Genomic DNA, 16,068 nt, shown 5'->3' with positions numbered 1-16,068 from the left:
TTATTCAAATGCTTCCAAAATGTAATTTTCCATAATTTCATAGGGAATAGACATATTTGAATTAAAATTACCCCCAGTAAAAACAGCTACTAAACCTAATTCTTTTATAACAAAGATAAACTGTCCACCAAAACCAGCAGCATAAAAACAATTATAAGCTTGTGTACTAGTGTTAAAGTTTCTAATCCACCATTGGTACCCATAAGAACTATTAGGTGAAACAGTAAAATGGACTTTAGTAGATTCATTTACCCACTGCTTTGAAATAACCTGAGTGTCTTTCCACTTTCCTTCATTTAAATATACCTGGCCCAGTTTTAGCATATCCCTAGGTGTATTTCTAAAATCCAAAGGCTCACCAGTTCCAGGTAATGCACTACTTTCTACTAAATTTGAATAGTGGTTCCTCGCAAAAGTTTCATAATCAGTATCTATTGCATTCATTATTATCCTGTTTAAAACAAAGGAAGTTCCCGTATTATATTCAAAAAAAGTGCCTGGAGTATTTTCAAGGGGTTTTGATAAAACATAGGTATGAGCAGTAGAAAAAGGGGTTTCATAGAATCCAGCAAGATCAGTGCTTTCATCCCATTGTAATCCAGATGACATATTTAAAAAATGATTTAATAAAATAGCTTCTTTACCATCCTTTGTTAAATAATCTAATTCTGGAAAAAACCCACTTATAGGAACTTTTTCATCTTGAATAAAGCCTTTATCAATTGCTATTCCTATCATAGCGCCCCTAAATGATTTATTGACCGACTGTAATTCATGTGGTGTGTCCCTATCATAGTCTATAAAATCCCCAAAAGAATTGGTGCCAGAAAAATATTCCTCTAAAATCAATTTACCGTTAACAGACAAAAGAATAGAATGAATTTTACGGTAGGTTCCCTTTCTAATTTCATCAATAGCATCGTATACTTTTTTTTCATTCAACAATAGGTCACCTGCATTTGTAATCTCCCACCCATCATCATCATATACAGGGGCTACATACTTATACTTTGCGATAGCATTGACAACTACTGAAGATGACTTATCAGAACTTGTATAAATCTCTATTGAATTGTTATAATCTGACCCCAATTCCCAAGAAATTTTAGCAAAGCCTTCATCAGTAGTGATAATTGATGCTTTATTAACTTTTCCTCCACCTGAAATAATATTAACATTAAGAGTAACTCCTGAAATAGCTTCTCCAGTATCATTTACTACTCTTACAATAATATCTTCTAACAAAGTTGTATTCTGTAATCCAATTTGATCATCTCCAGAAATTAATTCTATAGTAAAATTAAATGATTCTTCGAACTCAATATTTCTATTACAGCCAAACAATAATAAAAATGCTAAAAATGAAACCCATTTTATTAAACCATTTAGCAATTTAAATTTGAGCTCCTCTGTATTGTTAAATAGCATAAACAATTCTTTTTTATAAAGTTAGCAATTTTTAGCAAGATATAAACCAACTTAAATTTTGTTGTAATTTAAAAACAAATAATTTGTTTAGATTTTTTTAAAGAAGTTTAGAATAAAAAAGTTTTCTTAAAGTAAAGAACATCAATTAATTGCATTATACCTTGTATTTTTTGCATTTTATCTGTAAAAAAGCTATTTTTCACACCGTAAAACCAAATCATTTAATTGTTTTGCCCAAATAAAACAAAGTGAAAAAGAACCTACAGCCCTATTTTGTTTTTGTGTTAATGGTTTTTAGCATTAAACCTTTTCTTGCTCAACAAGTTAATATTGACAACACTATTCCCTTACAACAACTTATTGAAAACAATTTAGCTAATAGCTGTGTGGAAATTTCAAATGTGAGTTCATCTGTCAATGGAAGTATAGATGGATTAACTAGCTACGGTGCTTTTCAACGTGGAAATTCAAATTTTCCATTGGAAAGTGGAATTGTATTGTCTTCAGGAGACGTCGCTTCTAGTGGAAATACTGTTAATAACAGTGATTTAAGTGAAGGTACGGTTAATTGGGGAACAGACCCTGATATTGAAACGTTCTTGGGCGTTGGTAATACCGTAAATGCCACATCTATTGAATTCGATTTCGTGGCCTTATCAAATATGGTTCAATTCAACTATATTCTGGCTTCGGAAGAATATTTTGCATTTTTTCCTTGTAATTCTTCTGATGGGTTTGTTTTTTTAATAAAAGAAGCTTCGAGTACAGGGCCTTATCAAAATATTGCTTTAGTGCCAGGTTCGGGAGATCCAGTAACAGTAAATAATATTCATGACGAAATAATAGCTAATAGCCAAGGGTGTCTGGCTTCAAATGACCAATATTTTGACGGCTATGCTTTTGGAGACACCAATTACAATGGCAGAACAACTATATTGACAGCAGGAACTACTGTATTACCAAATGTACAATATCATGTTAAATTAATAATATCTGATCAAAGTATAAATGGTATTGATCCAAGTTATGACACCGCTGTTTTTATTGAAGCTAGTGCTTTCGCCGAACTTGATCTAGGGGAAGATATTAGCACCTGTTCCAGCAATGTTACCCTGAATGGTGAAATTCAAAATCCATTGGCAACCTATGCCTGGTATCGAGATAATGGTGTAATTTCTGGAGAAACTAATCCTACATTAACAACTCCAATAAGCGGTCTTTATCGTGTGGAAGTGAGTATAAATTCGTGTGTCATTCAAGACGAAGTCAATGTTAATATAGATACTGAACTAACTGCTAATCCTATCGTGTCTTATGAGCTATGTGATATGAACGGTGATGGTCAAGAATCTTTCGATTTATCCACTAAAGATACTGATGTTGAAAATGCTATTCAAGTTTTGCCACAAAGCTATACTATATCTTATTACTTAACAGATAGTGATGCTAGAAATAACCCATCCAATAATATTATCTCACCAATAAGTTCAATCTCAAGGACAATTTATGTCCGGGTTGAAGATACCGTTAACGGTTGTGTTATTTATGGAAATTTTGAATTGGTTGTAAATCCATTACCAGCAGCAGCACAACCATCAAGTTTAGATGTTTGTGACAATGATTATATACCGGACAATATCACGCAGATTGACTTGAGTCAAAAAGACAGTGAAATAACAGGTAGCGACCCAAATTCGTTTGTTACCTATCATTTTACCCAATTAGAGGCTAATACTGGAGCAAATCCAATTACATTGCCCTATACAAACACAAATCCTTCAGAAACCTTGTATGTACGGGTTGTAAATTCGCTTACGGGTTGCTCAAATTCATCCAATATAACGTTAACAGTTAATATTACTAATGGAAATACCCAGATTAATAGAAACACTCAATATATTGATGCTTGTGATACAGATTATGACGGCTCTGCCATTTTTGATTTAACACAAGTATTAAATGATATTTTAAATGGAGCAACAGGCTTCTTGCCTCCTACCTACCATACTAGCTATAATGATGCTGAATCAGGTAGCAATCCCATTTCAAATCCACAAAACTACTCTAATAGTACTCCAAATGAGGAAACTATTTACTTAAGACTAGAAGATAGTAGTACTGGTTGCTATGCAATTATCCCCATAGAAATCCATACTAATCTATTACTTACTGCTACACTACTACCTGTAAACGGATTTGCTTTTTGTGATGAAGACGATGATGGTATGTATGACGTTTATCTTAACTCCTTAGAAAATGTTATTGCAAATGGATTACCCAACATAACCGTAACATTTTATCAGACCCAAACCGACAGAGATAATGGTGTGTCACCCATAGATAAATCTTCCTTAAACCCTATAACCATTACAGAAATAACTCCCACAACATTATATATCACTATTGAAGATGGATCTTGTTCTGAAGTTTCAGATATAATATTACGTGTAAATCCGGTTGTTACTTTTAATGCAGTAGATCCAATACCTTATTGTGACACTGATGATGATGGGATTACGACGGTAGATTTTGAAACTTTTGATACTACCCTTACAGGGGGAAACACCGCTTTTAACGTTCGTTATTTTACTAATTCTAATAACGCCGATACTGGTATAGACCAATTACCTCAGTTTTATGATACAGGATCGAACACCTTTTATGCAAGAATAGAAAACAATTCTACTGGCTGCTATACCGTTAATCCATTTGATATAAATATAATACCAGCACCAACAGTTAACGATCCTATAGATATTTTAATTTGTGACAATGACCAAGATGGCCTTTCAATAGTTAATCTAGACAGCAAAATACCTGAAATAGTTAGTAATACATCTGGCTTAGACATTACTTTTTATGAAAATAACAATGATGCTAATAGCAATACAAACCCTATTGCGACTTCGAATGCTTTCAACACCAATTCTAAAAGCATCTACGTTAGGGTTGAGGATATAAGCACAGGGTGCTTTTCAATAGTTGATTTTAATATTATTATTAATACGCTTCCAGTAATTGCTTCTATTACACCATATCAAATATGTGTAGATGAAGGTACAACCAATGCCAATTTTTATTTACAGGACAAAGACGCCGAAATATTAAATGGACAATTGGGAAAGGAAGTCTTTTATTTTCAAGATGCTGGATATTCTGTTCCCTTAAACAAAACAAATGCATATAATAGCAATGGTGCAGAAACAATTTATGTTCGTGTTCAAAATATTTCACATCCAGACTGTTACGCAACATCATCATTTATATTAGAAATTGGAACTAATCCTAATTACAATACCAATTTCACCGATTTTGCACCAGTTTGCCAAACAACAGAGGGAACACATACTTTTGATTTAGAAGCTAAGCGCCAAGAAATTGCTTCTGGTAGTACAGACGTTTTAGATATTCAGTTTTATTTAACATTTAACGAAGCTGAGACTAATGCTAGTAGCTTTTTACCAGACCTATACACTTCACAGGCTTTACAAAGTCAGTTTTATGCCAGAATTGAAAACACGGGCAATTCATGTTATGCTATTGAAGAAGTTAGGTTTATTACCTTCCCAACACCTCTTATTACCTCTGCAACCATTCCCCCTGTTTGTGATACAGACTATGACGGAATTACAACTATAGATTTATCTACTGCTGTATTTCAAATAGAAAATGTTCGATTCGGGGATATAACCTTAACCTATTATGAAGATTCTGCATTAAGTTTACAAATATCGAGTGCTCAAATAAATAACTACCCAATTACCAATACCAAAACCATATATGTAAAGGCTGAAACCTCAACAGGATGCTCAAATTCAATACCGTTGGATCTGTTTGTCAACCTGCCTCCAACGTTGCTTCCCCTAAACAGTATACAGGAATGTGATAACTCTAGTAATACTTACGATTTAAGCCAAGTAGATACATTTGTTGTCCATAGTTCTTTTTTAAATGCTGTTACAATAAGCTATCACGATACGCTATCTAATGCCAATAACAACATTGGCATATATAATAACAAAATATTTAATTACGCTACACCGGGCAACTACCCTATTTATGTTAGAATTCAAGACAATGATACTGGTTGTCTCACTTTTACTTCCTTTATGTTGCAAATTAGCTCAAACCCTATTGCAAACATACCTCCAAACTTGATTGATTGCGACGATGATTTTGATGCAATGCTAGAGTTAGATTTGTCCCAAAACAATAATAATATTTTGGGTGCTCAAAGTTCTATTGACTATTCCGTATACTATTATAACAATGATATTGCCAACGCAGAAAATGATACCAATCGCTTAAAAAACATGTATTATGCAACAAATGGGGAAACTATATATGCAAGGGTAGAAAATAATACTACTGGATGCTATGATATTACACAATTTCAAATCATAATAAATCCACTAGCAGTAATTACTTTAGAAGACACCATTACTTTATGTCGCAACAACCAACCCGCAACCATAAGTGCCGAAACTGGAAACCCAACAGACACCTATTTATGGTGGAATGGTGAAACGACTTCTGAAATATCAGTTGACCTGTCTGATTTAGGTGAGCGTTGGGTTACCGTTACTACTAGTCAAAATTGTGATTTTACGAAAAATTTCACGCTTATTGAATCTGAAGAAGCCACAATTGAAGCCACAGCAACTGCAGATTTTACAGATCCCAATACCATAACCGTAACCGTAAGCGGTATAGGTGATTACCAATTTGTTTTAGATGATGGGGAACCACAAGAATCAAATATTTTCAATAATGTAAGCCTCGGCCCCCATATCGTAACCATTATAGATTTAAACGGCTGTATGCCCGTTGAAACCGATGTATTCGTTATAGATATTCCAAAATTTGTGACGCCTAATAATGACAGTCATTTTGATACTTGGCATATAGTGGGTATTGATAGATTACCGGGAACTGTGGTATACATTTACAGTAGACACGGTAAACTATTAAAAATGCTGCCACACACCTCTATAGGATGGGACGGATCCTTTAATGGAAATCCTATGCCAGCAGATGATTATTGGTTTTCGGCAGACATTATCCACAATGGAGAATCTTTTAACATTAAAGGACATTTTGCTTTGAAAAGATAAGTTATTGGTTTTGAAATCATATTAAAAAGCTTATCAAGTTACAGATAAATCTTCTTTTTTTTCTTTTTATCTAAAATAATAAACCTTTTATTATTCTTTAAGTCTAAATATATATTTATGTAATAACTTTAGCTGTTGGTAAAATTATTAAACTTTTGAAACTTAATGGTTTCATTCACCTATGACCTATAAAAAACATACTAAATATCTTTTCATAATACTTTTATGTTTTTGTTTTTTAGGTTTTGCCCAATTAAGCAAAACCCACTATATTCCTCCATTAACTAGCTCCCCTTTTGGAAATGCCAACCCAGAAGATCAATATATTTATATATCTACACCCAATACAACTGATCTTGCTTTTACTATAAAACCTGTGGGACAGCCTGCATCAAATTACATTTATGGAAATGTATCAAACACTAATCCACAAGAAATTTTTATAGGTAACGGTAATGGACAGTTATTTATATCTTCAAATCAAACTAGTACAATTGTTAGTAATAAAGGCTATATTATTGAAGCTGAAGGCTCCATTTATGTTTCAGTGAGAATGAATGCTGGTGGAGGTGCTCAAGCAGGTGCCTTGGTAAGTAAAGGACTTTCAGCATTAGGCACAACATTTAGAGCAGGTGCATATACAAACGAAAATCCACAAGATAATTATTTAAGTTTTGTGTCTGTTATGGCTTCAGAAGACAATACCCAGGTTAACTTTAGTCAATTACCAACTGGATTGATTATTGAAAACTATATAGGCCCTACTCCTATCTCTGTGAAATTAAACAAAGGAGAAAGTTATACTATAGCTGCAAATAGTTCATATAGTATAGTTAATAGAGATGGCCTAATTGGTTGTCTGATAAATTCAGATCGACCTATTGTAGTGAATTGTGGTTCTACTAACGGAAGCTTTCATAACGGAAACAGTAGGGATTATGGAATTGATCAAATTGTTGGGTTAGATAAAGTAGGTAGAGAATATGTTTTTGTCAAAGGTGATGGTCAAAATGGCTGGGAAAATATCTTAATTGTAGGTCATACAAGTAATACTTCGATTAGTATTAATGGAGCTGGACCAGTAGCAACAATAAATGGAGGAGAATATTATTTAATAGAAGGCAATCAGTATAACAGTAATGGCAATATGTATGTTGAAACTTCAAATGATGTTTTTGCATACCAGGGTATTGGAGCCACAAATAGCGAGGCCAACCAAGGTATGTTTTTTGTACCTCCCTTAAGTTGTGAAGCTAGAGGTAATTTAGACAATATTGCTTCTATAGAACGTATCGGTTTTACAACCTATACTGGAGGTGTATCAATAGTTACAAAAGCAGGTGCTAATGTTACTATTAATAACATGCCACTAAATAACTATAGCGCTATAGGACCCAGCAATGTTGATGGTAATCCAGATTATGTAACCTATAAAGTCACTGGACTTTTTGGTAATATCTCAGTTCAAAGTACGGATGAATTGTACTGTGCATATTTTAATTATAATGGTGTGGCTACTTCGGGGAGTTATTATTCAGGGTTTCCTTCAGCGCCAGAAATTAATTTTGATGTACAATTTACAACCTTAGGTAATTGTATTCCTAACATTACACTTGAAGCAGCAAATACTGAAAATTTTGACAACTATGAATGGTGGTTTGATGATGGCTCTGGGTTTCAAATAGTGAGTTCTAATGTACATTCCATTACACCTTCTCTTCCTGGAAAATATAAACTTATAGGTCAAATAACCTGTACAGGTGAACAATTGGAATCTACTGAGGTTCCTGTAAGTATTTGCCCAGATGATATTGACAATGATGGTATTATTGATAATTTGGATGTAGATAACGATAACGATGGCATTTTAAACTGTACTGAGTCTAAGGGAGATGTTATTTTAGATATTCAAAATATAAATAATCCACAGCTTGTTTTTAAAGACGGTACTATAGATAACTCAATCATAACTACAAGTTATGTTACATCAAATACAAACAATATATTTACAACAAACAATTTAGGAGATTTTACAAGTAATATAGTAGCTGGTACTAACGAGGAAAATAACTACAATATTTCGTTTACAGAGCCAGTAAATATTAAATTTGAAGGTGATTCATCTACAGAACATAATATTTTTGATGGTGAATACTTTATTGTTAGGGTTTTTCCTGTTGATAAAAATATCACTTTGGTTGACCCAGATAACAAATTACTTGTAGACTCTAATTTTGATGGGATTTTTGAAACTGGTATTACCCAAATCTCTGGATCTGAAATTCATTTTAAGATAAACCCAAATCCTACTGGCTATTTCGAAAATTATACATTTTACGCTAATCAAGTAGACGGATTTTCATTTATTCATAAGCTCACAAATACCGTTAATAATGTAACATTTAATGGAAATGTATCATTGACCTGTTTTAAAAATGACAATGACAATGATGGTATTAAGGATGAATTAGATTTGGATAGTGATAACGATGGCATTCCTGATAATATTGAAATGTTTGGGAATTATATTTCGCCTATAAATCCCGTTGGTGTTACACCGCTTGGATTCCCGCGTAAATACATTATGGATCCTTTTTATATTTATCCTGATTATGATCTAATTGGTGATAATGATAATGATGGAACTTACAACGTATATGATTTGGATAGCGATAATGATGGTATTTTTGACCTAGAGGAATCTGGTAGCACTTTGTTAGATGTAAATTTTGATGGCATAATAGATAATGTTAATGCTTTAATTGGAACTAATGGCCTGGCCGATACAGCAGAAAGCTTACCTGATAGTGGTGAAATAGGTTACAATTTAGCAGATACAGATGGAGATAGTATTTTTAATTATATTGACCTAGACAGTGATGGCGATGGCTGTAGCGATGTAATTGAAGCTGGTTTTTCTGATGGTAATAATGATAGCTTGCTTGGAGACAATACTGTTACAACCAACAAAAACGGATTAGTAAATAATGCCAATGATGGCTATACATTACCAAACCCAGATTATTTATTGATAGCCCCAATCACAATTAACACACAGCCATTAAATACAATGGTTTGTGAAACATCGTCGACAACGGTATTTGTAGTTTCTTCAGAGGCAGAATTATACCAATGGGAAGTAAGTACGGATGGAATCAATTGGAGTACATTAACGGACAATATTAACTATAATGGTTGTCAAACTAGTGATTTATATATTACAAATACTCCATTAAGTCTTAATAACTATAAATACAGGGCTAAACTGGACAGAGCTGGTAACTCCTGTGGCATATATACAGAAGAAGTTGTTTTAACAGTCAATCCATTACCCTTCACCAATACCCCTAGTACCTACGCCCAATGTGACGACGAAACTAACGATGGTCAGGCCTACTTTAACCTCACCCTCGACTGGATAAAGGAAGAAGTAAATTCAAACCATGCTTCTGAAGGACTTGTATTTACCTATTACAAGGACCAAATAGAAGCCGACAGTGCCTCCAACCCAATACCGGATCCTACTAGCTACCAAGATGCCCCTGGCTTTTCACCAGAGACTGTATGGATACGTGTTGAAGATCCTAACGGTTGTTTTAAGATTGTACCTCTTACCCTTGTGGTCAATCCTTACATTGGTGCATTAGATTCATACTTACCAAGTCCTATTTTTCAATGTGATGATGGTAATGACCATAGGGACGGTATCTCCACATTCAACATGACTGCAATTAAGGATCATATCTCCAATACTATCTTTTCTACCATTAATGTTAGTGTACATTTTTTTGAAAACCAGATTGATGCAGAAACGGAATTAAACGAAATATTGGATGTTTCAAACCATCAAAATATTAATTCACCAAACTCACAAAGTATTTGGGTGCGTATCAAGAGTGAATTAGGCAACGACTGCCTTGGATTACATGAATTTCCCGACCTTTTGGTGGTTGAACCACTTCCCACGGCCAACCCGGTAACCATCGACAGGCAATGTGATGACGGTACAGATGGCAGTGGTATTAACGATGGTCTTTACTATTTTGACACTTCAACGGTAGAGAGTACTGTTTTAGGAAGTCAAGATCCCACAATCGTTAGCCTTAGCTATTGGGACACCAATGGTAATCCTCTTAAGGATGCCAACGGCAACAATGTGGTAAGTCCCTTGTCTAACTCACTACTCATGGTACCCCAGACCATTACAATTAGGGTAACGTATAATGTCTCCTACGATCCCGATGGTCCATGCTATGATGAAACCATATTAATACTCACTATTGATGAGCAGCCAATAATTAATGACATCACACCACAAATAGTATGTGATGGTAGTGCTGACGATATAGATAATGATGGTATTTTTGAGTTCGACACCTCAACCTTTGAGAGCATTTTAAGGGGTACACAAACGGGTATGGATATTTATTATGACTATATTGATGAAAATGGAATACCTGTTTCGAATAGCCCTACATTACCCAATCCATTAATTTCAGGAAACCAAACCATAACAGTAAGAGCCATAAATCCAAATAACCCAAACTGTATAGCAGCTACGAACATAGAACTTAAGGTCAATGCATTACCAGATTTTTTAATTGTTGAAGAAGAAATTGTTTGTACCTCGGACCCAACCTTTACCGTAAACTTAGATCCTATTATAGCCAATCCCTTGGATTTTGATTATGAATGGAGATTTGAAGACGGTACGATACTTTCCAACACAAAGGCTTTAGATGTCTCTTTACCAGGAAATTATACGATCACCATTAGTAATAAAACAACATTTTGTTCTCGAAGCAAAACCATCTCGGTAAAAGCATCTGAAATGGCCACTATTACCCAAAATGATATTACTATTATAGATATTTCTGAACATAACAACGTTACCATAAACAATCCCAATAGTTTAGGTGCTGGAACCTATCAGTTCTCATTGGAATCTAATGATGGTGAAATCTTTTTCCCTTATCAAGATAGTCCTGTATTCGACAATGTAAGAGCTGGTACTTATACGCTATATGTAAAAGATGATATTTGTGGCATTGCTGAGTTGGAAATTTATGTAGTTGGCCATAAAAAGTTCTTCACGCCTAATGGTGACGGTAGAAATGATTATTGGCAAATACTTGGCCTTAGTCCTTTACAGGCTGGTAGTACAATATTAATATTTGACCGCTATGGAAAGTTAATTAAACAATTGGATCCACTGTCCGATGGTTGGGATGGCACTCATAAAGGGGTAATGATGCCTTCGGATGACTATTGGTTTAGGATAAAACTGGTCGATGGCAGATCATTTATGGGACATTTTGCTTTGAAAAGATAAGTTAATAATAATGTATTTGATTCATGTATAAATTACTACTTTTGATTCATGTATAAATTATTGATTCATGTATAAATTATTGTTGCTAATCATTTTACTACAAATAATTACCTTATTCAATTATATTAATCACACAAAAAAAGAGTTTATTTTCATTGAAAATATAGTTATAGATTCCGATAATGATGGTATTGATGATACATTAGATCTTGATGACGACAATGATGGTATTTTAGATAGTGTAGAATGTACTAAAACCAATTTTTTATTTGGTGCTAGTATGGAAAGCTATTCTAGTTGTCCTCCTGCAACTGGAGCAGGCTCAATTCAATTGGCTTCAGGTTGGGATACTAGTGACCGTACTTGGGGGGGGCAATTAATGGTAAATGACCCTATTAGTGGTTGTGTGTCATCAAAGCCTGCTGAATCATGGCCGGCAAGTACTAGTTTGCCTTCAGGATCAGATGGTAAAGCATGGCTTGGAATTCATAGCCTATCCACTACTGATGGTGAAGATGCAATCAACACATTGGCCCAAGCAATGCCTATTGGCGCATATGAATTTACTTTTGATGGTGGTTACATATCTTACCCTCCATATTATTCGTCATCAGGTAAACTAGTTATTTTTGGTATTGATGCAGCAAACAATGAAACGTTTTTAGGAGAAGTAGAAATAACTAATCTTTTGACCAATACATCTCCTAATTGGAAATCATTTACCATTGACATAAATTCGACTACAATATTCACAAAAATTAAGTTTCAAGCCAGAGAAATTACTGCTGGATCTCCTTCTTATATGTATTTTGACAATTTAAGATTAGAATATCTTGCAGAAGTATGTGATACCGATAATGATGGTATTATAAATAGTCTCGATTTAGATAGTGATAATGATGGAATTTATGATGCAGAAGAAGCTGGCCATGGAAAACCACATACAACTGGTGTTGTTAATGGAAGTGTAGGTAATGATGGTATCCCAGATGCTGTTCAAACTATACCAAATAGTGGAACTGTAAATTTTACTGTTTTTGATACAGATGGAGATGGAGATATTAACAGTATTGAATCAGATTCTGATAATGATGGCTGTAGTGATGTCATTGAAGCCGGTTTCACTGACGATGATGCAGATGATTATCTTGGGAATGATATAGTTACTGTAGATAGTTATGGTATTGTTAACAATGCAACTGATGGATATACCACTCCACATCCTAATTATATAATAGCTGCTCCTATTACAATAACAACCCAACCCATTGATTCTGTTGTTTGTGAATTATCCAATATTATTCTTTCGGTAGTATCATCCACTTATGATACTATCCAGTGGGAAGTGAGTACCGATGGTGGACTCAATTGGAACACCATTGTAGATGATGCCACTTATAGTGGTTCCCAAACTGCAGATTTAACTATTTATAACACGCCATTATCATTTAATACTTACAAATACAGAGCATTTTTAGAACTGACAGGAAATGGTTGCGGTCTATATTCAGATTTAGGAGAACTTACAGTTTTTTCTTTGCCTGTAGCTAATACGGCACCTAATGTGCTATCATGTGATGATGATAACAATGGCACTATGCCTTTTGATTTAACACTTCAAAATAGTGCTATAAGTACTGCGGCAGGTATGACAATAACATATCACACCTCTCAAGCCGATGCAGATAATGGTGCAAACCCTATAACAAGTCCTTTTGAAAGTGGAAGTACCACTATTTATGCCCGTATTGAAAATGATGCAAACAATACTTGCTATGATACTTCTAGTTTTGATTTAGAGGTTTTCGATAGTGCCTTCCCATTACTAAATGTAACCCCTCTTCAAGAATGTGATGATACTTCTGTGGGAACTGATGTTGACGGTTTTATTATTTTTGATTTAACACAAAAGGAAAATGAGATCTTAAACGGGCAGTCGGCTAGTGACTTTTCATTAACTTATTTTACTGATGCAGCTTATACAAATCAAATTATAACTCCTAGCACCTATACAAATGCAATTGCTGGTAATCAAACCATTTATGTGCGAGTAACTAATAATTTGTACAGTAATTGCCATACCGATACTGCTTTTGAAATTGAAGTTTTTGAATTACCTGTAGTCAATAACCCTAATATTTACGCTCAATGTGATGACGCTTCTAATGATGGACAAGCTTTTTTTAATCTAACACTTGACTTGATAAAAGAAGAAATCAATCCAAATTACATTGCAAAAGGATTAACTTTCACATATTACTTAACACAGAATGATGCTCAAAATGTAACAAATCCTATACCTAATCCAGACAGCTATCAAGATGCTTTAGGATTTATTCCAGAAACCGTTTGGGTTAGAGTAGAAAATCCAAATGGTTGCTTTAGAGAAGTACCATTAACTCTTTTAGTTAACCCTTCTAGTGCCGCTTTAAGTGTTTACAATCCTATACCTATTTACCAATGTGATGATGGATTAGATACAAGAGATGGCGTAGCTACTTTTAATTTTACTCACATTAGAGACCATATTTCTAATAACATATTTTCAACGTTTAATGCCTCAGTTCATTTTTATGAAACCCAAATGGATGCAGAACTTGAGACCAACGAAATATCAGATATTTCTAGTCATCAAAATACCAACTCACCCAATACTCAAAGTATTTGGGTTCGTATAAAAAGTGATATAGGTAATAATTGTTTAGGACTTGAAGAATTGCCAAATCTTTTAATTGTAGAAGCCTTACCTTTTGCCAATCTGGTATCTGTGGATAGACAGTGCGATTACGATACCAGCGATACAATATTAAGCTATCCCTTTGATACTTCTTTGGTTGAAAGTACTGTGTTGGGCAACCAAAATTCAGCAAACGTTAACATAAGGTATTTTGATGAAATGGGAACCGAACTGCCCAGCCCTTTACCTAATCCATTTTTAACCAAAAACCAGACCATCACCATACTAGTAACGAATAATAACACCCAAGACCCAGACGGGCCTTGTTATGATGAAACCACTTTAGCGTTTATTGTGGATGAACAGCCTATTATTGCTAACACTGTTGCACCTCAAATAGCTTGCGATGGTGATAGTGGTGATGTTGATGATGATGATTACTTCCCTTTTGACACATCTAGCTTTTCTGGCACCATTTTAGGAACACAGACCAATATGGAAATTTATTTTGATTATGTTGATGAAAACGGAAACTTTATTGTAGATAGTCCAACTTTACCAAACCCATTAAATTCTACAAATCAAACTGTAAATGTAGATGTTATTAACCCCATAAACCCAAATTGTTATGCTAATACTACAATAGATTTAATTGTAAATCCGTTGCCAGATTTTTATATAGACTCGGAGTATATTGTTTGTACATCGGATCCAACATTCGCAATAGAACTAGATCCAGTGGAATCCAATGATATTGAATCATTTACCTATGAATGGCGTTATACAAGTATAGATGGAAGTACTGTCAACCAATTATTAACAGATACTACTCCTACTATTAACGTTTCAATTCCGGGAACTTATCATGTTACCTTAACAAAAACAGATGGAACGGGATGTTCAAGAACTAGAGATATTTTTGTAAATGCTTCTGAATTAGCTACCATTACACATGATGATGTAACTATTATTGATTTTAACGAAAATAATAATTCGGTAACAATTGATACTACCAAACTAGGTCAAGGAAATTATGAATTTGCTTTGGTTGAACAAGATTCTAACTTTATAAATTATCAAGACGCACCTGAATTCAACAATGTAAAACCAGGTTTTTATACAATTTATGTAAATGATAAAAATGGATGTGGAGCTTCTACTTTAGATATTTCAGTAATAGGATACATGAAATTCTTTACACCAAATAATGATGGTTTTAATGATTATTGGAAAATCATTGGCGTTAATGCATTCTTTCAACCAAATAGCAGAATTTTAGTTTTTGACCGATATGGTAAACTCCTTAAACAAATTTCAACATTAGAAGAGGGTTGGGACGGAACTTATAATGGGAATATGATGCCTTCAGATGATTACTGGTTTAAGGTGCTTTTAGAAGATGGAAGGGAGTTTATGGGACATTTTGCTTTAAAGCGGTAATACATTTTTCTAAGCCTAAATTCAATATCCCAGTTACTTTAAGTATTTTAGAAGCTTAAAATTCTAGGTACATAGTA

General features: G+C 34.1%; 4 protein-coding genes. 3 read left to right on the top strand and 1 reads right to left on the bottom strand.

Going from position 1 to position 16,068, the window contains the following annotated elements; all coding sequences use genetic code 11:
* Window positions 1-1,428 (bottom strand): serine hydrolase domain-containing protein, encoded by a 1,428-nt coding sequence (locus MR053_RS09640; protein WP_242132234.1) that lies wholly within the window; start codon window positions 1,426-1,428, stop codon window positions 1-3.
* A gap of 248 nt (window positions 1,429-1,676) precedes the next feature.
* Here MR053_RS09640 and MR053_RS09635 point away from each other — a divergent pair, with 248 nt between their 5' ends.
* From MR053_RS09635 to MR053_RS09625, 3 genes are all read left to right on the top strand, one after another.
* Window positions 1,677-6,542 carry a T9SS type B sorting domain-containing protein gene (locus tag MR053_RS09635; protein ID WP_242132233.1) on the top strand — a complete coding sequence of 1,622 codons (4,866 nt, stop codon included), beginning with the start codon at window positions 1,677-1,679 and terminating at the stop codon, window positions 6,540-6,542.
* A gap of 181 nt (window positions 6,543-6,723) precedes the next feature.
* Entirely contained in the window at window positions 6,724-11,874 is a 5,151-nt protein-coding gene (locus MR053_RS09630; RefSeq protein WP_242132232.1) for a T9SS type B sorting domain-containing protein, read from the top strand.
* Window positions 11,875-11,941: 67 nt separating this feature from the next.
* On the top strand, window positions 11,942-15,991 hold the full coding sequence (locus tag MR053_RS09625) for a T9SS type B sorting domain-containing protein (RefSeq protein WP_242132231.1): 4,050 nt from the start codon (window positions 11,942-11,944) through the stop codon (window positions 15,989-15,991).
* Window positions 15,992-16,068 lie beyond the last annotated feature (77 nt).

Source organism: Aestuariivivens marinum (genome assembly GCF_022662175.1).
Taxonomy (GTDB): domain Bacteria; phylum Bacteroidota; class Bacteroidia; order Flavobacteriales; family Flavobacteriaceae; genus Aestuariivivens; species Aestuariivivens marinum.
The sequence above is the reverse complement of the archived record's forward strand: the minus strand, read 5'-3'. Positions and strand labels throughout refer to the sequence as shown.

Bases quoted from the DNA above. Each gene is read 5' to 3' on its own strand.
- MR053_RS09640 (WP_242132234.1), bottom strand. From the start codon at position 1,428: ATGCTATTTAACAATACAGAGGAGCTCAAATTTAAATTGCTAAATGGT.
- MR053_RS09630 (WP_242132232.1), top strand. From the start codon at position 6,724: ATGACCTATAAAAAACATACTAAATATCTTTTCATAATACTTTTATGT.
- MR053_RS09625 (WP_242132231.1), top strand. From the start codon at position 11,942: ATGTATAAATTATTGTTGCTAATCATTTTACTACAAATAATTACCTTA.